General features: G+C 31.4%; 22 protein-coding genes and 1 pseudogene. 10 read left to right on the top strand and 13 right to left on the bottom strand.

The window, feature by feature from the left end; translation table 11 throughout:
* The first annotated feature begins 13 nt into the window (after nt 1–13).
* The 7 genes and pseudogenes from EUC40_RS26950 (at nt 14) to EUC40_RS13410 (ending at nt 5,556) form a co-directional block, all read left to right on the top strand.
* The gene (locus tag EUC40_RS26950) at nt 14–157 is read left to right on the top strand and encodes a hypothetical protein (protein ID WP_000653324.1); all 144 of its coding nucleotides are present in this window, start codon (nt 14–16) and stop codon (nt 155–157) included.
* 284 nt (nt 158–441) lie between these two features.
* Nucleotides 442–1,650 carry an L-lactate MFS transporter gene (locus tag EUC40_RS13435; RefSeq protein WP_151627345.1) on the top strand — a complete coding sequence of 403 codons (1,209 nt, stop codon included), beginning with the start codon at nt 442–444 and terminating at the stop codon, nt 1,648–1,650.
* Nucleotides 1,651–1,966: 316 nt separating this feature from the next.
* Complete coding sequence (locus EUC40_RS13430) at nt 1,967–2,593, top strand: cadmium resistance transporter (protein WP_156575630.1); 627 nt, start codon at nt 1,967–1,969, stop codon at nt 2,591–2,593.
* A gap of 178 nt (nt 2,594–2,771) precedes the next feature.
* On the top strand, nt 2,772–3,188 hold the full coding sequence (locus tag EUC40_RS13425) for a GNAT family N-acetyltransferase (protein WP_156575629.1): 417 nt from the start codon (nt 2,772–2,774) through the stop codon (nt 3,186–3,188).
* 219 nt (nt 3,189–3,407) lie between these two features.
* Nucleotides 3,408–3,851: an NUDIX hydrolase gene (locus EUC40_RS13420; protein WP_156575628.1), complete on the top strand. Its 444-nt coding sequence runs from the start codon at nt 3,408–3,410 to the stop codon at nt 3,849–3,851.
* 30 nt (nt 3,852–3,881) lie between these two features.
* Nucleotides 3,882–5,012: a DNA polymerase III subunit beta gene (gene dnaN, locus EUC40_RS13415; RefSeq protein WP_156575627.1), complete on the top strand. Its 1,131-nt coding sequence runs from the start codon at nt 3,882–3,884 to the stop codon at nt 5,010–5,012.
* Between the two features lie 70 nt (nt 5,013–5,082).
* Nucleotides 5,083–5,556, top strand: a pseudogene (locus tag EUC40_RS13410) (NUDIX hydrolase).
* A gap of 169 nt (nt 5,557–5,725) precedes the next feature.
* Here EUC40_RS13410 and EUC40_RS13405 read toward each other — a convergent pair.
* Nucleotides 5,726–6,688, bottom strand: a complete 963-nt coding sequence (locus tag EUC40_RS13405) for an MBL fold metallo-hydrolase (protein ID WP_156575626.1) — start codon at nt 6,686–6,688, stop codon at nt 5,726–5,728.
* Between the two features lie 424 nt (nt 6,689–7,112).
* Here EUC40_RS13405 and EUC40_RS13400 point away from each other — a divergent pair, with 424 nt between their 5' ends.
* Nucleotides 7,113–7,772, top strand: coding sequence for an LAGLIDADG family homing endonuclease (locus tag EUC40_RS13400; protein WP_244322159.1), 660 nt, complete (start codon nt 7,113–7,115; stop codon nt 7,770–7,772).
* A gap of 826 nt (nt 7,773–8,598) precedes the next feature.
* On the opposite strand, the gene EUC40_RS13395 is transcribed toward EUC40_RS13400, so the two are convergent.
* The 4 genes from EUC40_RS13395 to EUC40_RS13380 form a co-directional block, all read right to left on the bottom strand.
* Complete coding sequence (locus EUC40_RS13395) at nt 8,599–9,414, bottom strand: YwqG family protein (RefSeq protein WP_156575624.1); 816 nt, start codon at nt 9,412–9,414, stop codon at nt 8,599–8,601.
* A 78-nt stretch (nt 9,415–9,492) separates the two neighbouring features.
* Nucleotides 9,493–11,118, bottom strand: coding sequence for a DnaJ family domain-containing protein (locus tag EUC40_RS13390; protein WP_156575623.1), 1,626 nt, complete (start codon nt 11,116–11,118; stop codon nt 9,493–9,495).
* Nucleotides 11,119–11,253: 135 nt separating this feature from the next.
* Nucleotides 11,254–11,625, bottom strand: coding sequence for a YxiJ-like family protein (locus EUC40_RS13385; protein ID WP_156575622.1), 372 nt, complete (start codon nt 11,623–11,625; stop codon nt 11,254–11,256).
* Between the two features lie 11 nt (nt 11,626–11,636).
* Nucleotides 11,637–12,488, bottom strand: coding sequence for a patatin-like phospholipase family protein (locus tag EUC40_RS13380; RefSeq protein ID WP_156575621.1), 852 nt, complete (start codon nt 12,486–12,488; stop codon nt 11,637–11,639).
* Between the two features lie 179 nt (nt 12,489–12,667).
* On the opposite strand from EUC40_RS13380, the gene EUC40_RS13375 reads away from it, so the two are divergent.
* Nucleotides 12,668–13,045, top strand: coding sequence for a PH domain-containing protein (locus tag EUC40_RS13375; RefSeq protein ID WP_000522462.1), 378 nt, complete (start codon nt 12,668–12,670; stop codon nt 13,043–13,045).
* Nucleotides 13,046–13,166: 121 nt separating this feature from the next.
* On the opposite strand, the gene EUC40_RS13370 is transcribed toward EUC40_RS13375, so the two are convergent.
* The 5 genes from EUC40_RS13370 to EUC40_RS13350 all read right to left on the bottom strand — a co-directional run bounded on the left by EUC40_RS13370 (nt 13,167) and on the right by EUC40_RS13350 (nt 16,945).
* A complete protein-coding gene (locus tag EUC40_RS13370; RefSeq protein WP_156575620.1) occupies nt 13,167–13,640 on the bottom strand; it encodes a GNAT family N-acetyltransferase in 474 nt (157 codons plus the stop codon).
* 1 nt (nt 13,641) lies between these two features.
* On the bottom strand, nt 13,642–14,163 hold the full coding sequence (locus tag EUC40_RS13365; protein WP_000999083.1) for a YfiT family bacillithiol transferase: 522 nt from the start codon (nt 14,161–14,163) through the stop codon (nt 13,642–13,644).
* Nucleotides 14,164–14,179: 16 nt separating this feature from the next.
* Nucleotides 14,180–14,707, bottom strand: coding sequence for a GNAT family N-acetyltransferase (locus EUC40_RS13360; protein WP_156575619.1), 528 nt, complete (start codon nt 14,705–14,707; stop codon nt 14,180–14,182).
* 63 nt (nt 14,708–14,770) lie between these two features.
* Nucleotides 14,771–16,093 (bottom strand): NAD(P)-binding protein, encoded by a 1,323-nt coding sequence (locus tag EUC40_RS13355; protein ID WP_156575618.1) that lies wholly within the window; start codon nt 16,091–16,093, stop codon nt 14,771–14,773.
* 72 nt (nt 16,094–16,165) lie between these two features.
* Complete coding sequence (locus tag EUC40_RS13350) at nt 16,166–16,945, bottom strand: undecaprenyl-diphosphate phosphatase (protein ID WP_071712082.1); 780 nt, start codon at nt 16,943–16,945, stop codon at nt 16,166–16,168.
* Between the two features lie 132 nt (nt 16,946–17,077).
* On the opposite strand from EUC40_RS13350, the gene EUC40_RS13345 reads away from it, so the two are divergent.
* Nucleotides 17,078–17,284, top strand: coding sequence for a hypothetical protein (locus EUC40_RS13345; protein WP_156575617.1), 207 nt, complete (start codon nt 17,078–17,080; stop codon nt 17,282–17,284).
* A 53-nt stretch (nt 17,285–17,337) separates the two neighbouring features.
* Here the strand turns inward: EUC40_RS13345 and EUC40_RS13340 are convergent, their stop codons facing one another.
* The 3 genes from EUC40_RS13340 to EUC40_RS13330 form a co-directional block, all read right to left on the bottom strand.
* Complete coding sequence (locus tag EUC40_RS13340; RefSeq protein WP_071712080.1) at nt 17,338–17,718, bottom strand: nucleotide excision repair endonuclease; 381 nt, start codon at nt 17,716–17,718, stop codon at nt 17,338–17,340.
* 77 nt (nt 17,719–17,795) lie between these two features.
* The gene (locus tag EUC40_RS13335; protein ID WP_156575616.1) at nt 17,796–18,359 is read right to left on the bottom strand and encodes a GNAT family N-acetyltransferase; all 564 of its coding nucleotides are present in this window, start codon (nt 18,357–18,359) and stop codon (nt 17,796–17,798) included.
* A gap of 27 nt (nt 18,360–18,386) precedes the next feature.
* Complete coding sequence (locus EUC40_RS13330; protein WP_156575615.1) at nt 18,387–18,959, bottom strand: YybS family protein; 573 nt, start codon at nt 18,957–18,959, stop codon at nt 18,387–18,389.
* Nucleotides 18,960–19,037: the final 78 nt, after the last annotated feature.

Genomic DNA, 19,037 nt, shown 5'->3' with positions numbered 1-19,037 from the left:
GGAGTGAAAGAAAATGAAAGATAAAATAAATAAAAACAAAAAGCAAAACATTAAAGATGTAAATACAGAACAAAATGCGATTTATAGCGATCCAAAAGATGCAGCTAATATGCAAACAGTACCGCAGCCGAAGGATTTTGATGAAATCGAATATTAATTTTTATCCATCCGACTATATGATGAATGAAAAATACATCTTAAGTCCCATCACATAAAAGAAATTTTTTGATATTCTATATACATAAGCATTTGAGAATGTCTTATCTTAACAAAGCTTTCTTGAAATATATCTGTATATAACCTGCAAAAAGACACTTCATTATGGAGTGTCTTTTTGTGTGCATGAACTTAATTTCCATTTTCCGCACAGTATCTTGCATTTTATGATGGTTATACTAACTGTGAAAATTCATGTCAATATAATAGAAGGGGACAGTTAGTATGAAACAAACCACTATAAATCCGTTACTAATTGTTTTAGGCACAATCATTGTTCAAATTGGCCTTGGAACAATTTATACATGGAGTTTATTTAATCAACCCCTTGTCAGTAAGTTTGGATGGAACCTCAATGCCGTTGCGATAACTTTCTCCATAACAAGCTTTTCTTTATCATTTTCAACCTTATTTGCAGGAAAGTTACAGAAAAAATTTGGACTTCGTAAACTCATCGCTACTGCAGGAATTGTTCTGGGACTCGGATTAATACTTAGTTCGCAAGTTTCTTCTTTACCATTACTATATTTATTAGCTGGTGTAGTAGTTGGTTATGCAGATGGAACTGCTTATATCACATCACTATCTAATTTAATTAAATGGTTTCCAAACCGAAAAGGGCTTATTTCTGGTATATCTGTTTCTGCATATGGAATGGGCAGCTTAATCTTTAGATATGTAAACGGTAATCTTATCGACAGTCTTGGTGTATCACAAGCATTTTTATATTGGGGGATTATCGTCTTACTTTTAGTATTAATTGGATCGTTCTTCTTACGTGAAGCAATTGTAAGTAACACAGTAACGGAAACATTACACAATGATTATACGCCGCGTGAAATGATGAGAACGAAACAAGTATATTTCTTGTTTTTTATGCTATTTACGTCGTGTATGGGTGGATTGTATTTAATCGGGATGGTAAAAGATATTGGGGTACAGCTCGTTGGACTTAGCGCAGCAACTGCTGCTAACGCCGTCGCAATGATTGCAATCTTTAATACAGTAGGTAGAATCATTCTTGGAACGCTATCAGATAAAATTGGTCGAATGAAAATTGTCTCTGCAACGTTTATTATTATTGGATTGTCAGTCTTTACATTAAGTTTCATTCCACTAAATTACGGGATTTATTTTGCTTGTGTAGCCAGCGTAGCCTTTTGCTTTGGTGGTAATATTACAATATTCCCAGCCATTGTTGGAGATTACTTCGGTTTAAAAAACCATAGTACAAATTACGGGATTGTATACCAAGGATTCGGATTTGGTGCGCTTGCAGGATCATTCATCGGAGCATTACTTGGTGGATTTCAACCGACCTTTATTATCATTGGTGTTTTAAGCGTTATTTCCTTCATTATTTCGATATTAATTCGTCCACCAAAAGCAGAGAAGAAAAAGGAACTAAAACATTTACATCGGAAAGTAGCGTAATACTAAAAAGAGTCCTAATATAGGGCTCTTTTTTATTACAAAACATTTAATTTTCCTTATTGTGTAACCTATTTTTTTGTAGGAAGAATGGCGTTACTTAATTGAAAGTGAAATGATTTGAGAAGCAGTAAAGTTGTTTATTTCTTAAGGGATCAAGTAGCAGATTAGTAGAATATTCATATTGTTTTATAAAGGAACTAAAATATTGTTAAAAAACATTTAGAAAATTAAAGTTAACCAACTTTGTAATGGAATGTGCACTTCATTCATAGACCATTATTTTTTATAAATTTATCATGAAGGTAGTTGGCTTATATTGGTTACAACTATAATTTCTTCTGTTGTGGCATTTGCTACAACAAATATTGATGATATTTTTATACTCCTTGCTTTATTTTCACAAGTAAGGACAGAAGCAATTAGGATAGAAGGTATAGCTGTCCGCGAAAAAGCTAAGATTAAAAAACTTTATATTGTTATTGGACAATATTTTGGATTTAGTCTGATTATTTCTCTTAGTATCATTGGTTCTTTGAGTTCTTTTTTCATTCCTGTTTCGTGGATTGGCTTATTAGGATTCGTGCCAATTTATATGGGTGTTAAAGGACTATTGTCGATTCGTTCTAATAAAAGTAATGAAGTCATTGATAACGTTTCTGGCTCATTATTTAAAGTAGCTTCGATTACATTAGCTAATGGAGCAGACAATATCTCAATTTATATACCAATGCTAGCTAGTCAAACCTTGGAAGCAAATATTGTTACATTAATTATCTTTTTTTCCATGATAGCAATATGGTGTTTTATTAGCTATATATTGATTAGAACTCCAATTCTAGCTAAAGCACTTGAGAAAAACGGTCATATTATTGTTCCAATCGTTCTAATTGGTTTAGGAATATTCATTCTTTTTCGCAGCGATACAATTACATTATTTAATTAAAATGTTGAACTAACGGGCGCTTTTATTAAAATGGATTGAACAACGTATAAAGCCTTATTACAGATAGGGCTTTTCTTTATTTTAGTGAACTGAAACAGTGACCTACAACTTTTAAGTTAGACAGGAGATTGCGATTATTAAATTGAATAGATAGCATAAAAGGAGCGTGATAATTAAAATGAAAATAGTAAAACAATGGGTCCAGGAAGATAGTGATTACATAAGAGAAAAAGTAATTGAATATAATCAAAAACATATTTCGAATGAAGAGAAAAAGCCTTCAGAAAAAATTAGTTTTATAGTTAAAAATGAAAATGAAGAAATAGTAGGTGGAATAACTGCAATTACATTTTGGCACCACGTACATGTTAATTTCCTGTGGGTTTCTGAAGAATATAGACACGGAGGCTATGGAACCAAGTTAATAAAACTTATTGAAGAATTTGCAATTGAAAAAGAGTGCAGGTTAATCAATTTAGATACTTTTAGTTTTCAGGCACCTGATTTTTATAAAAAGCATGGATATAAAGTAATTGGGGTAAGTGAAGACAATCCTAAGGGACACAATCGATACTATTTAGAAAAAAGGTTATAAAGTATATAGAATCTAAAATTGAATCAATCATAGCATAAAGAGTGTACGTTGAATAATCACTTTCAAAATACGCTCTTTTTTATTTTGTAATGAAGGACTACCGATTATTAATTTTGCTAAGATAAATGAAATACTCAATTAACTTTTTTATATTTTAAAACGATTAAATGGTAGAATGTAACAAAGATAGAAAATTCTCATTATTAGAGGTGGACTTAGATGAAGAAAGTAAATGTTACATATGCACTTTTATACGATAAAGCTAACGAAAAGATCTTAATGGTAAAAAACAAAGGGAAGAATGGTTCTTATTACACATTACCAGGCGGCGCAGTTAAATTCGGAGAAACGTTAGAAGAGGCAGTAATTCGGGAAGTGAAAGAAGAAACAGGACTACATATATCTGTAAACGGGATTTGCTCTATCAGCGAAGCCTTTTTCGAGGAGCGAGACCATCACGCGATTTTCTTTAATTTTTTAGGTGAGATAATCGGCGGAGATACAAATATATCTCGTCCAAAAGAAATTGAAGAGATTACTTGGATGGAACTTCATATAGCAGCACCGTATTTACGTATATCAGAACATTTACTAGACATTTTACAAAAGAAAGAAACAGTACCTTACATTTTTAATGGAACAATCATTCATCAATCAACATAAAAATATCATTTCATATAAGGCGGGGGAAAAATGGAGTTTATCGTTAATCATAAACACTTCACTCAAGCACTTTCAGAAGTAAGTAAAGCCATATCGACAAAAGCTTTACTTCCTATCTTATCTGGTATCAAAATAATAGCAGATCAATCTGGAATTACTTTAATCGCAAGTAACTCGAATATTTTCATCGAAAAATTTATACCTAGTTCCATAGATGACGAACAAATTACAACTATTTTAAAAACAGGAACTATTGTTGTACCTGCAAAATACTTCATTGAAATTATAAAGAAAATGCCAGGTGATATAGTAATAAAAAGTAAGAATGAGCAAACAATTACCATCCAATCAGAAGAAATCACTTTAAACTTAAATGGTTTTTCAGCAGATGAGTATCCTAACGTACCATCAATAGATAATCATGTAGAAATACAAATGGAAACTGAACAATTAATTGAAGCGTTTAAACAAACGGCCTTTGCAGTAGCTAAAAATGAATCTAGACCGGTTCTTACCGGCGTACATATCGAGTTAGACCACAATAAATTAATTTGCGCTGCAACTGACTCTCATAGACTAGCTATACGGGAAACGCTAATTTCTACTAATATGAAAGCCAGTTGTATTGTACCAAGCGCAACCGTTAATGAGCTTTTAAAATTAATAAACAGCAATTTAGAATTCGTTACTATTTATCTTTCAGAGAGCCATATTATTTTTACGTTTGGCACAACTACGTTATATTCAAGACTGATTGAAGGGAAATATCCTAATATATCTAATCTCATTCCAAATGAATTTCAAACGGTTATTCACATGGATAGAAAAAAGATTTTACAAGGTGTAGACCGATCAAGTTTATTAGCAAGTGAATGGGCGAATAACAACGTCAACTTAGAAATCATTAATGAATCCACTATTAAAGTTTCTTCTAACGCTTCTCAAATCGGAAAAATATCTGAGACACAACAAATAGATACCATTCGTGGTGAAAAACAATTAAATATATCTTTCGATGGACGATTTATGGTTGATGCTTTAAGAGCAATAAAAGAGGAAACTGTTATTTTAAGTTTTGGTGGTTCTATGAGACCGATATTAATTGAAGCAGGAGAGCAATCTACAGCTGTTCATCTTATATCACCAGTGAGAGCTTATTAGGAACAAAGGAAGGAATTATATTATGTACAAGCACACTTGATGTTTTATAAAAAGAAATGAAGAAATACTCATGCTAAATAGAGAATATGACCCTGTAAAAGGACTGTGGAACGGGGTAGGAGGGAAGATAGAACCAGGAGAATCACCTTTAGAAAATGCGATTCGTGAAATAAATGAAGAGACTAATATAGACGTTAAGCATGATCAAATTCAATTTAAAGGCATTATTAAGTGGGAAGATTCTTCATATTCCGGTGGTATGTATGTTTATATAGTAGAACTACCGTATGAATTTACATATGACACACCTAAAAAAGTATCCGAAGGGATTTTAGATTGGAAAAGTGTGTCCTGGATATTAAGTGACTATAATTAGGGTGTAGGAGAGATGTTACCAAAATTATTACCTGAAGTCCTGCATAATGAATTAATATTAGAACACAATTTTATTTTATCTAATCATAAATTAATAGATTACAGGAATGAAGAATTAGTTAAGCAGGACGGTTCGATAGATTCTATACATAACTTAATTAATACATAAACGAAACTGAAAATGCTTGAGGAAATAGAATATTTTAAGTTATTTGTTACAGAATTTTATATGAGGCAGATGAAAGTATTTAAGTAATAAATTTAAAGAAGAAAAAAATTAAATACAGAAAAAAGAGCGAATCTCTAATAAAAAGGTTCGCTCTTTTTTACATTTATAATTAAACTTCACGCCACCAAGCTGCTGAGGGATAATCTTTAGATTTTAACGTAATAGATTCACCGATTTGCGGTGTTGTAATATTAACTCCTAAACGTTTTGCTTCTTTCGTAACACGTTCAATAGGATCACTCCATTCATGTAATGCTAATGTAAAAGCACCCCAATGAATCGGAAGTAGTAATTCTCCTTTAACGTCAATATGAGCTTGTACTGTCTCTTCTGGCAACATATGAATAGCAGACCAGCGTGTATCATATTGCCCACATTCCATTAATGTAAGATCGAATGGACCATATTTATCACCAATTTCCTTAAAGTGAGGCGCATACCCGCTATCACCACTAAAGAAGACTTTAGTTTCTTGACCAAGAATAAGCCATGAACACCATAACGAACGATCTCTATCTGTCATACTTCGTCCAGAGAAATGTCTTGCAGGAGCACAAACTAACTTAATATTATCAAACGTAACTTCATCCCACCAATTATGTTCACTAATTTTACTAGGTGAAACACCCCATTTAATAAGATATTGTGCAACTCCAGTCGGAACATAGAAATGCTTTGCACGATCTTTTAATTGCATAATACTTTTATAATTTAAATGATCATAGTGATTATGAGAAATGATAATCGCATCAATTTCTTGAAGATCTTCACCTTCTAAAGAAAACGTACCACTATAACGTTTGCTATTAAAAACAGGAAATGGGGAAGAGGCATCGCCAAGCATAGGATCTAATAACAGTTTTTTACCTTCTATTTTTAAAAGAGACGCAGAATGACCAAACCACGTAACACTCTCTAAAGACTCATTATTTTTATTTGATAAAACAATAGGTAAATTTTTCATAGGACGCAGCTTAGTTTTCATTTTAAAGTAATCAGTCATTAAACCTATAATATCTTTCGGTTTAAAACTTACATCAGTGTGAATTTGATTAATATATTTCTTTTTCATTCGTTCTCCTTTTTACGTTTAACAATGTACGTATGTTGTTATTGTAGCTATTTGTAGTGTAAACTATATCATTTTATCTTTCATCTTAAATGCAGTACATTTCATAAATTCGTCAAATTCATTGCTAGTATATATAAAATGATCTTTATTCAGCAGCAGATAAAGTCAATATTAAGTAAATGTAAATTGTTTTAATTGAGTAAATTCCTTCTTAAAAGCAACAAAGAACATATGTTTCGTTGTATGTTAAAGAAGAAAATATGTCTCTAATTAGTAAAAGAGAGGAGAGAATGTAAGTGCAAATACAGGAAAAAAGAATTCAAAATGTAAACTATCAAAACCTGAAATCATTCATCTGTATGGAGAAGGGAAGAGCACCTCAGAAATCGCTATACTTGCTAATGTGTCTGCAAGGTATATTCGTATGATTCTAACAGACAACAACGTTCCAAGGCGTGCTATAGGGAGTTGGAAGAGAAAGTATGACATAACAGAAGATTATTTTAAAACATGGTCAAATAACATGGCTTATATATTAGGGTTTATAGCAGCAGATGGTGTTATACAGAAAGAAAATCAATGTGTCAGTATATCTCAAAAAGAAAGTTACATTTTAGAAGATATAAAACAAGAACTAAACACCAATCAGCCACTATATCAAAATAAAAAAACAGGCGTATATATGCTAAACATTAATAGCAAAACAATAAAAGACGATCTAATGAACATACACGGAATCATGCCATGTAAATCATTTAACATCGAATTTCCTTTCGTACCAGAAGAATATTTACATCATTTTGTTCGTGGGTATTTTGATGGAGATGGTCATGTAAACTCCCATAAATATTTTGTTAGCTTTGTTGGAGGATCGTATAATTTTATGAATTCTTTTAAAGATATCCTTGAGGATAATAAATTCAAATTAAGTTTTGTTGATAAAGAAAGACAATATCGTATATACCTAAGTGGTAAAAATAATGTTAATAAATTTTCACAGTGGATTTATAAAGATAAAGGTTTACATAAAGATAAAGGTTTACATTTAAAGCGTAAATATAATATTTTTCAACAAAAAGAATAATTGTAATGATAATCAAATCATACACGAGCAAGTTCAATTATATATAAAATTTAAATTCAAAATGAAGTATTAATCGAAATCAAACTAATTGCTGTAGAAAACTAATTATAAATATAGTTTGGTCAATCTAAAAACAACTTGTTTAATTATTAATTCTAAACAAGTTGTTTTTAATTTTGTTAATTAACATCATATACAAGAAACAATTAGAATTCCAAAAAGCTATCAATTCACACCAATTCAAAACAATGAATGAATCACTAATAAAAAAGAAAAGGGAAGTGTAAAACATGCCGCTAATATATAATAAGTTTATTACTTTTTACTAGTTGACATAATATATATTATAGGCAGTTACAGAAACAAAGTAATATCAGGTATCAAAAACCAAGTAAACTATACTTAATGAGACGAAACAGAGATTTTTAGTGAGATTCACATAAAATCGTATCTAAACACATTTTTGCAGTTTTTATTGTTTATGTTGCTATAAATCCATCACAGCAAATCCTAATCAATAATTGCTTAAGATTTAACGAATCCAAATCATTTTTAATCGACAAGAAATTTTTATGCAGAAAAATTATTTCTATACAAAATATAAATTAATAATTTTATTTTATGTTTTACTTGTTCAATTTATTGCTATTTACACACGTTTTACAGCTTTACTTTATTTGTTGTTATTTCTATCATTTACGCTTGACTTTTAATGCACTTATTGTTCTATACACTAGTTAACATAACGTTTATTTTTAACATTAAAAAAATCCCCCCTCATCTTCAGGAAGATTTTTTAGCTTGCTAGTATTTTATTTCTATATTTTTAGTAACAATCCCAATTGTAAATAACATTGGAAAAATCTAGATTTAACAAATCATCTTTCTTTATAAAGAAATTAGCAACACCAGAATCTCCCCACATAATATTTAATGAGTCGTCTGTATCGATTTGCAGCAATAACACATCATGCTGTTTGTATTTTTCTTGCCATTCTCTTGGATCTGTCTGTGTAAAAAATGGATAACCACCAATTTTATGCCCTTGATCTTCGCATAAATCATCATACAGTTCGCCTAATTCTGTATTGTTTTCTTTATCAACGATTTCTTCCCAATCAATGTTATCGTTAAAAATCTTTTCAAATCGATAATCTCTTGATGTTACGGGTTGATGACCCAATTCAAACTTTAGTTTCGCTGCTTCAGGTATGATAAAGTCTTCTAATTCTAAAGTGTTTAAATAACTAAAATCAGTAATAACCTTATATAAATCTTCTGTAACTGTAGAATGATAAATAATTCGAAAGTCTTTTTGGGTTGTTAGGTGATCAAAATCTGCTCCAAAAAGATCATCGTCAGCACTTACGAAAAACTGTAATATGCCCTTTTGAGGCATATATTCAATATGCGGCATTTCTGCAAAGTTTAGCTGCGCAAGCAACATCATAGGTTGTCCATTTGAACCTTTAGGATGCTCTTGATCTGTAGGTAAATACGGATAACCACCAAACTTGCTTTCAAAAAGAGTTGTCTCCGCTAATGTTCCAGACACTTTAATATACGGTTTTATACTTTCTTCTAAAATACTACGATACTGCTCTAGTTCTTTCGGAATTTGAAGTTGATACGTATTCTTCATCACATTTGCCTCCCTTTAATAATGAATTGAAAATGCCTTCCTTAATTATATAGCACGAGATAGCTTCATTGAAAATTGTTAAAAGTCCATTTTCGCCCTCGTTTTTTGCGCACTTGGTGGACAAAGTAGATTATGTTCTAAAACCTTTTTATTAATAGTTCGAATTAAATCCGCTGCTTCTGCCGTATTTTTATGTTCTTTTAGTCTCTCTTTTAAATTATCAATTTCCTTTGAAAGCTCAATCCACCTAGGTAACACATGATTATTCTTTAGCGTTCTATACAATTGCTTTTCAGGATTGTACGAAAGATCTTTATCAAGATTAAGAGGTTTCCCTTTACCAAGTAAATTATCAAATGACCCTTTCTTTTCCGCCTCTTTAACGATAGAACTGATGTGATGCTCATACGTATAGGACCAAACTTTCTCATCTTTTACTAAAATCTCTTGCTTTTTTAGTTTTTTATCTAGTTCTTCTTGATTCATAGATTCTCTCTCCTTTTTATTTTTCAGTGTCGTTTTTGTAAGTTTTAATGCTTTCAACCCATCAAATAACTTTTCTCGCCACCAAATACCGTCGTGACCACCTTGGAACTCTTCATAAGTAATTTGGTATTCTTTTTCTTTTAAAGCTTTATACAGGCGTCTATTAGCCGTTAAAAGAGGTTTGTTTTCAAGCTCTCCTGCTGCAATATAAAAATTTGGTTGAGTCCTATTAAAATGTATAGTTGAAATTTGACTTTCAATCCAAGAAATTGTATTTTCATAATCATTCTTTTTCCAATGTATAGAACCAGACATTGACAACACGTTTCCGAAAATATGTGGATTTTGAAGTGCTGCATAAAAAGCTGCTAAGCCACCAAGGCTGAAACCAGCAATTGTTATATGTTTCGCTTCTTGATATACGTGATACTTAGCTTGCATCCACGGTATTAATTCCGTTGTTAAAAATGTATTCATTTTATCGTTATAAGTTAGCTCTTCTAACCGATCAACAGGATCTATAGCAATGGCAATACAAGATGGAATTTCTTTTTTATAAATTAAATAATTGAGTGTTTTTTCGATTGAAAGGTTCTGAATAAACGAATTCCCATCAAATGCAATGAGAAGTTCATGAGGATGGGAACTATGAGAATAATTATGAGGCGTATAAATATGGATTTTACGTGTATTATTTAAAGTTGAACTGTAGAATGAATAAGTCTCAATCTCTCCAGATGGATAATGATTTAAAGTGAACCGACTATCATACTGCATTTCCATATCCATTTTAAATACAGATGCTTTATTGGCACTATCTCCAAATGTATCTCCATTAAATTGGTCTAGTTCGTACTGCTCACTACGTTTTATCCAATCATTTTCAAAAAAATCATTTACTGAAAAATAGTAAGTTGAAATAAATGCCTTATCCGTTCTAAACGTTTTAAACCAAATATCTGTATGTAGCAACCGTTGTAATTGATTTACAGTCAGATCCCAACCAGGGAAGCTACCGAATACATAAACGTTTTCAGTTTGTCGATCTCCTAACCATATATACGTTATAAGCTTAAACTGATTATCTGCAGGGCATTGTTCGATTAATGGCGTATGAATTGACCTTAATTCACGTAAAAAAGTATTTAAAGCTTTCTCTTTTCCATTCTTCAATTGATTAATAAGTTCCTCTAACTTAGGACTAATTATTGAACGCACTCCTCTTCCCTCCTTTGTAATACTCTATATGTACTTCTTTTTCATAATAAGAATTCCTATATAAACAAGTTGTTATTATTGTATATTTTATGAACACAAAAACGCACAAGTATTGTAACCTGTACGTTTTCACTTTTATTCAGTAAGGTAATAAATTAATAGTTTTCGGGTCTTCTCATGATTCATGAAATCTCTATACAAAATAGGATACTTCACAATTTCAGTTTCTAGAAAACGATATTGCGGAAACCATTCAAAAAACGATTTTCTTAGCCAATTTATTTGGTCAAAGGCAATATCCTTTTCATTATTATTAAGCACGAAACTTAAAGGTCCTGTTGTATGCATCCAATAATAATTGAAATCAGAACTGATACAATCATCTTCTTTAAAAATGTTTTTGTAGTCTTTCCTTATTTTTCGAATGTCACGATAAGGAAACGGTTTATGCAGTGGACTATACATTTTCTGCAATTCATTAAAAATAACCCTTTTTCCTAATTTCAACTTTTCCCCCTCTATTTCTCCAGCCAATTTAATAAGTTTTCATAATGATATTGAGCATCCTTATACCCAAGATTATATAGATTAACGAGCTTTTCTTTATTTCTCTCTATACCGCTTATAGGAAGTTGTACACTTGGTTGAATGACATAAAAATTATCTTTTTGTTCTATTTGATTCATATAAGATATCGTCTCATTATAAAAACGATAGTGTTCTACTAAAGATTCTGCGATATTCGGATATTTTCTATATAAAATTTTAGCCAGTCCAGAAAATCTATTCCGTTGCTTTTCGTATCCTTCTGGCTTTGTCATAATTACAACGTTCTTTTCATAACCATCATTTTGAGCTTTTAGAACTGGAATAGGATCTATAATCCCTCCATCTAACAACTTTCGATTATCGTATTCTACAGCAGGTGCTATAAACGGTACAGAGCTTGAGGCACGAATGATTTTTAAAATATCATTTCCATGTTCTGTTTTATTATAATAAATAGCCTGTCCTGACTCACAATCTGTCGTTCCTATTACAAACTGTTCATTTGAGTTTAAGAAAGTTTGAAAATCAAATGGAACAATTTTGTTTGGTACTTCATCAAATAAAAAATCCATTCCAAATAATTCACGTTTTCGAATTAAATTTCGATAAGATATATAACGGTGATCTGCTACTAGCTCTGTATTTACTTTTTTATTTCTCCCTTTTTGACGTGATAAATAAGTTGCTCCCATACAGGCTCCAGCTGATACGCCGACTACATAAGGAAAGAATAAGTTCTTTTCCATAAAATATTCGAGTACGCCGGCAGTATACAAACCTTTCATTCCTCCGCCCTCTAATACTAAACCGGTATTCTTCATGTTATATCCCTCTGCTTCATTTTTCTTATTTCTATATTAGCACAAGATTTTAAGATGAGGTTATATAAACTAATTACAACAATAACCAAAAACTACTAAAGTAATGTCATAATCTCTAAGTTAGTAACATGGTACAATATAAGTAACTCATTCCACAGATATTAAAGGAGGAATTTCATATGGGTTTATTTAGTGGTATTTTAGGAAATGCATCAAATGCGAGTACAGAAAGCGTTGAACGTGATTTAGAGAAGATTATGCTAGACGATGAGAAAGTTGAACATGCTTATAAATTAATTCGTGATTTAATCGTATTTACAAATCGTCGTCTTATATTAGTAGATAAACAAGGGATATCAGGTAAAAAGACGGAGTATCATTCTATTCCTTATAAAAGCATTACACAATTTAGTATTGAAACAGCTGGGCATTTTGATTTAGATGCAGAACTTAAAATTTGGGTATCTAGTTTAAGTGCACCAATTACGAAAGAATTTAAAGGTGACGATAGTGTTTTAAGTATTCAAAAAGCATTGGTAACATATACGACGAAATAGTCATTTTATGAATGTTTATTCATTTTTAAAATTACTAACCCGAGTGTTTTGGAAGAATATGCATTGATATTGTATATTTAATCTAAAATAACATAAAAAGGTAAAGCGTATTTCAAATGCTTTACCTTTCTTTTTTGTAATAAATAAGTGTAGTTTTATCATTTAATTTCTTTATTACTTCTGTTCTTTTATACCCCATTTTTTCGTATAGAAAACAATTTCTTTCTTCTTCTAAAATTGTAGCAAGTTCAAAACTTCGTGCTTTTGGAAACATCTCTTCAATTAAAATAAGTACCTTTTGAGCGATTCCTTTCCCTTGATAAATTGGATGAATGAACATTGGACTGATCCAAAATTTATAAGGTATTTCTTTTTGGGATATACATATCGCTCCAACAAGGTTCGAATCTATCATCATCTTATAAAAATTACTGCGGGGATTATTTATCCTTAAAATAGTTTTTTCAATAGATTCATTTGCTGGGTTTGTTTCATATTCTTTATATTTATTTAATAAAGGGTTAAATGAGTCTATTTGCATTTGAAATAACGATACTGCATCACTTTCTGTCGCCTTCTCTAATGTAATCTCCATGTTACCAATTAAGTCGCTTTCTTAACGAGGTAATATGAGCTGTATGATGTCGGCCATGCCATGCGTATAGTCCTATTGCAGCAGCGAGTTTTGTTTCACCAGTCTCTGGATGGTTAAATGTCTTTTCTAGATCTTCAAGTTCTAAAGAATATAAAAGGTTAACCCATCTTTTATGTAATGAATCTAACATTACTAGTGAAACATCTACTGGTAATTTAGAATCAGGTAGTTCTGCCCACTTTTCTTCTTTATATGGCTTAATCGTTGGATTCTTCTCTGTTAGTGCTAATTTAAAGCGTATGTAACTATTCATATGGCTATCAACAACGTGATGAACTACTTGACGAACCGTCCACCCGCCAACGCGGTACGGTGTGTCTAACTGTTTCTGATCTAAATCTTTGATTGCCTTTGTTAGTTCATTAGGTAAATTTTCAATTTCTTGAATCCATGTATCAATCATTTCTTCCGTTATAGGACGTTTGTATGTGAATTGGCCAATTGGATAACGTAAATCATTCATGAATAAGTCCCCCTTATTATAAGCACGAAGTATTTCTCCATTTATAATATACAAACTTCACATGTTCTCCGTTTAATTCTACAGATGTTGTATCTGCTTCGTTATGATAAGAATCAAATCCGCTTTTTTCTAGTACAATTTGTGATGCGAGATTATTAGTAGTTGTTTTAGCATGAACTTCATTAATTTCATTATTTTGCGCTACGTCTAAAACTAATTTTACAGCTGCTGTTGCAACTCCTTTTTTAGTAAACTTTTCTCCGACCCGATAACCTAACGAACTGCTTCGAGTTTCCATATCTATATCTACTAAATTTATTCGTCCTACAATTTCTTTTTCTTCATTACGAATTAAATAAAAATAAGAATCTCCATCCGTCTGTTCTATTAATAAATCGTCTAGTAATTTTTGGAAATATTCAAAATCAAAATATTGCGACCCACGATTTGGTACCATTGTTTCAAAAAAAGACTTATTCATAAGTTCAAACGTAAATAAATCCTTAGCATCGTTTTTCTTTAATTGTTCTATGTATATTTTCATCTCGATTACTCCTTCTATATCTACTAAATGTTATATATTCTTTTTAAATCGATTAATTTCCTGCTATTTCTTTCGCTTCAGTAACACAGCAAGTAGCACTTTCGGATGAAATAAATGAAATGGACTACGAATTAAATTCATCACTCTTACTAATCGAATATAAACGTCAGAGTCAGTTGCAGATAGTTGATATATTTGTTTTGTATACCATAGCTGAAATTTTTGCTTTATTGTTAATTCTCTTTTTAGCTGAGGATGACGTGATATTTCTGTTGTAGTCATTTCCCATGGAGTTTGTATTATATGAGCGGTCTCTTTATAAAACTGCTGTGTAAATGTTTTATCAAGCTTTTGTCTCCTTTGTAAAAGTAACTGCAATTGGTGGGCCTCCATAGCAGCTACTGAAACACCTTGCCCGAAAACAGGATCAAAACGACAATGTGCATCTCCAACTACTAACAATCTTTCGGGTAGATTATTCACTAAATCAAATCGCCTACATACTTGATAAGGAATTTTATACGTTTTGATATGTGAAATTGCCTCCGCTTTGTTTAGGAAATCAGTCACATTTGAGATTGATAGATTTTCAGCAAAATTATAAAATTCCTCATCTGTTTGTGGCGCTTTTTCATTCGCATATCCGCTGAAAGTCACAAAATAACGATTATCCTCTATTGTTTGAATAAGAACACCATACGGATTGTCAGGGAAACTTGGAGACATTAGCATATTACAGCAGTTTAATGTTTCATTTTCTTTAAGCTGAAACATTTTCGTTGTGTAAAATAAATCAATACGAACTTTCTCTTCTTGCACTTCAATGTCGTATTCTCGTAGCCACTCTATACTTTTCGAACCAAATCCACTTGCATCAACTATAATATCTGCATGAATTTCTTCTTGCATGCCTGTTTCTAAACATTTAACCTTTACTCCACATACCTTGTGAATCTTTACATCTACTAATAACCCCTCAACCAATGTTTCATATTTAGTAGTAATATTTAAAATTTGATCGATTCGTTTTTGAATATGCCATTCCAGCAAAAGCCTACTTTGTTGAATCATTTGTACTTCTCCTATGAATGGCTGTTTCCATAAACCAAATTGATGCCATTTTAAATCACGAGTAAAGTTATTTTCGATACTCCCTGCTTCAATTAGTTCATTGGTGATATTAGGAAACAATTCTTCAATGGCTTTTTCTCCGCCTTTTAACAACACATGAGGGTGATTACTTTGTGGAACTCTTTTTCTCGAAGCTTTTCCATCCCATTTTTCGCCAGCTTCTATAATTATTACTTCTTTAAAAGTAGTTGATAATGCTTTTGCTGCGAGTTTTCCTGCCAAACTTCCGCCAATAACAACAGCCTTATTAAACATATTTTCCCCCTTAATGAAAAAAGACCCTGCCTTGTTTGAATGAAACAGGATCTAAACAAATAGTTACTTACATTAAAACACATGGGTAAATTGCAACGTTAAAATTAAAATACCTAATCCCCATACGTAATACGCAAATACTTTTAAGGAATGATTTTTTAAGTATTGAATCATCCATGAAACGGCTATGTAACCGAAAAACGCAGCTGATAACGTTCCGACAATTAAAGATGTACTTGAAATAGATTCTGCTTTCCCTTGAAAAACATCTGCAAATTGCAAAATGATAGCTCCGGCAATAGCTGGAGTTGATAATAAAAAAGAAAAGTAAGCAGCAGTTTCACGATCTAACTTCCTCCATAATGCAGCGACGATTGTCATTCCAGAACGAGAAATAGCCGGGAAAATAGCCGCTGCTTGAAATGAACCGATAATAAATGCATCTTTATATGTAATATCGTCCATTTTTTTACGACCATTCTTTTGTTTATCTGCCATATAGAGAAAGAATCCTGTCACTAAAAACTCCCAACCAATCGTAATACCTGTTTTTGAAATATCTTCAAAGAAGTCTTTAAATAACAATCCGATTACAACTGCGGGTATCGTCCCGACAATAAGTAGCAGCATTAGTTTTGAAAATGGATTTTTAATTAAATATATAAATTCTTTTTTGTAATAAATAAACACTGCAAGTAAAGTCCCAATATGCAGCATCGTATCTAAAAACAATCCTGCTTCATCTAATTGAAATAAATGCCTTCCTAAATAAAGATGACCTGTACTACTTATCGGTAAAAACTCTGTTAAACCTTGTATGATCCCTAATATAAAAGCTTCTAACCAATTCATGATGGTCCCCTTTCTTGTTTGCTTGTACCAATATATGAAGGTTAAATTTTTGATATGAAAAAAACTATATTTCTCTATGAATTTACTTTTAATTTATGGATATATATGTAAAAAGAGGTGAGGAGGCTTACTATGTGGCAACATACGAAATTCGGCAATGTATTACTGTGGGTAGGACCTATCCTTGTGTTTGTAGGGTTATGCATGACAAATGTTATTTCTGATATTCCTTTCTTTGAAGGAAAACATAAAACAAGTGGAATTGTACTTATATGTATAGGGGTATGCTGTTTTATTGTTGCTAATCATTTGAAAAAAGGAGAAAAATATGAGGGTTAATTTTAAATAAAAAAAACAATCCCAGTATATGTGCTAGGATTGTTTTTTATTACTTATTTATAGAATACTTTATCAACGTTATATTTTGCTTTGTATTCATTAATGATATATGTTTCGTAAATTTCTCTTTCTGTTGGATCTTCTACGATACATGCATCAATGCGGTATACTTCATCACGGTGATTTTTAATTGGTGAAACATTGTCTTCGAAATGTTTCTTAATACGTTGTCTAATTTTACGAGCTTTACCTACGAAAAGAAGTTCGTCATTAATATTGTAAAACATAAAAATGCCGCCTTTATCTCTAGGGAACAAGTGGAAATCGATAAATCCACTAATTGGAGTAATGATTGGCTCGTCTCCTTTAATAACTTGTTTACGTTCAGTAATTGAAACATCAGCTTCAGGGATATTAATTTTAATCAAATTCATTCACGTCCTCTTTTATTATAAAGATAAATAATAGCATACATGCGTAAGAAAATCTATGTTCAGAGGTATATTTCATTTTATAATTCAAATATTATAGGTGTATCATGTAAACTTTTTTTCCAAATCATATGGTCATTTGAATCTCCCCAATAATCTTTCAATATATAACTAGGCTTTCCGAATTTCTTTGTCCATATACTTTGCGCATTTTTGTACCCACTATCTAAACAGTATTCTGTTATTCCTCTGCTAAGTAATGTAAGAAACATTGTATTTAGTAGTAAACTCCCTATACCCTTTCTTTGATACTCCGGAAGTATAAATACAGTTCCTATTTCATACAACTCTTTAAATACACCGCCTGTACAACTATTAATCAATGTACTTGCTCGACCAACTTCAATTGTTCCAATGATTTTATCATTATTTGTATCAATCGCTAATAAAAAATAACGTTTTTCTCCATTACTATCAAAATCATTTTTCAAATATTGCTTTTTCATGTTAATTTCATTTTCTATGTCATCCAATAATTGTGATAATCCTTCGTTTTTATATGTATTCGTAATAACTATACGGAAAAACAAGTGAAGTTCCTCTAAATCATCCGAATTCGGTCTCCTAATTTCAACGTTATACATGTTTTAAATCTCCATTCTATACGATTGTTAAAACCAGACTTTATATACTCTATTCAACAATATTCTACAAAGCCCTGCATAGATCCAGCAGTATAGAAAGCTCAGTATAAATATAGATAAAATAATGTTTATATCCATAGTTGTATGAATAGTAGGACCAAGTACGGGAAAACGGAAAATATCTAGAACAATCATAATTCCTATAAGTAGACAAATCGCAGAAAAGGAAACCACCCAAATTCTTCTCTTGAATTGTTTAAAGGAAAGCCCTAAGGCTATACCTAATAAGCCTGTAGTAAAGGGAAATACAATTAGTTCACTCGGCTCAATAATAAATAATAGGAGAATAGTAAGTAGATAAGAAAGTACTCCCTCACGAATGGAGTAGAAAATAGCAAAAAAAATTGGTAACGTCGCAAAAGGACTAATGAATAATCCTATACCAGGAATTAAATTCCCCGCCTCTTGAAACATGGTGGCCAAAGCGCTCATTAAAGCTGTAATGACTAACTTATTTGTTAGGGACAATTTTCTTTTGTGAACACAGTTCGCATCATTCTCTATCATAAGTTGACACCAATAAGTTACAAACCGATTCATCGAAATACCCCCTAAAGATATCTAATTCATACACTTATTGTTTATTTGTTACCTTCTTCTAGAAAACAATTACTATAT

The organism is Bacillus luti (assembly GCF_009739945.1).
In the GTDB taxonomy this organism is placed as follows: Bacteria; Bacillota; Bacilli; order Bacillales; family Bacillaceae_G; genus Bacillus_A; species Bacillus_A luti.
This window is presented reverse-complemented; position numbering and strand designations above follow the sequence as displayed.

What these genes read in the sequence shown, in the direction of transcription:
- EUC40_RS26950 (WP_000653324.1), top strand. Translation starts at nt 14, where the DNA reads ATGAAAGATAAAATAAATAAAAACAAAAAGCAAAACATTAAAGATGTA.
- EUC40_RS13435 (WP_151627345.1), top strand. Translation starts at nt 442, where the DNA reads ATGAAACAAACCACTATAAATCCGTTACTAATTGTTTTAGGCACAATC.
- EUC40_RS13425 (WP_156575629.1), top strand. Translation starts at nt 2,772, where the DNA reads ATGAAAATAGTAAAACAATGGGTCCAGGAAGATAGTGATTACATAAGA.
- EUC40_RS13420 (WP_156575628.1), top strand. Translation starts at nt 3,408, where the DNA reads ATGAAGAAAGTAAATGTTACATATGCACTTTTATACGATAAAGCTAAC.
- dnaN (WP_156575627.1), top strand. Translation starts at nt 3,882, where the DNA reads ATGGAGTTTATCGTTAATCATAAACACTTCACTCAAGCACTTTCAGAA.
- EUC40_RS13405 (WP_156575626.1), bottom strand. Translation starts at nt 6,688, where the DNA reads ATGAAAAAGAAATATATTAATCAAATTCACACTGATGTAAGTTTTAAA.
- EUC40_RS13400 (WP_244322159.1), top strand. Translation starts at nt 7,113, where the DNA reads ATGATTCTAACAGACAACAACGTTCCAAGGCGTGCTATAGGGAGTTGG.
- EUC40_RS13395 (WP_156575624.1), bottom strand. Translation starts at nt 9,414, where the DNA reads ATGAAGAATACGTATCAACTTCAAATTCCGAAAGAACTAGAGCAGTAT.
- EUC40_RS13380 (WP_156575621.1), bottom strand. Translation starts at nt 12,488, where the DNA reads ATGAAGAATACCGGTTTAGTATTAGAGGGCGGAGGAATGAAAGGTTTG.
- EUC40_RS13375 (WP_000522462.1), top strand. Translation starts at nt 12,668, where the DNA reads ATGGGTTTATTTAGTGGTATTTTAGGAAATGCATCAAATGCGAGTACA.
- EUC40_RS13370 (WP_156575620.1), bottom strand. Translation starts at nt 13,640, where the DNA reads ATGGAGATTACATTAGAGAAGGCGACAGAAAGTGATGCAGTATCGTTA.
- EUC40_RS13365 (WP_000999083.1), bottom strand. Translation starts at nt 14,163, where the DNA reads ATGAATGATTTACGTTATCCAATTGGCCAATTCACATACAAACGTCCT.
- EUC40_RS13360 (WP_156575619.1), bottom strand. Translation starts at nt 14,707, where the DNA reads ATGAAAATATACATAGAACAATTAAAGAAAAACGATGCTAAGGATTTA.
- EUC40_RS13355 (WP_156575618.1), bottom strand. Translation starts at nt 16,093, where the DNA reads ATGTTTAATAAGGCTGTTGTTATTGGCGGAAGTTTGGCAGGAAAACTC.
- EUC40_RS13350 (WP_071712082.1), bottom strand. Translation starts at nt 16,945, where the DNA reads ATGAATTGGTTAGAAGCTTTTATATTAGGGATCATACAAGGTTTAACA.
- EUC40_RS13345 (WP_156575617.1), top strand. Translation starts at nt 17,078, where the DNA reads ATGTGGCAACATACGAAATTCGGCAATGTATTACTGTGGGTAGGACCT.
- EUC40_RS13340 (WP_071712080.1), bottom strand. Translation starts at nt 17,718, where the DNA reads ATGAATTTGATTAAAATTAATATCCCTGAAGCTGATGTTTCAATTACT.
- EUC40_RS13335 (WP_156575616.1), bottom strand. Translation starts at nt 18,359, where the DNA reads ATGTATAACGTTGAAATTAGGAGACCGAATTCGGATGATTTAGAGGAA.
- EUC40_RS13330 (WP_156575615.1), bottom strand. Translation starts at nt 18,959, where the DNA reads ATGAATCGGTTTGTAACTTATTGGTGTCAACTTATGATAGAGAATGAT.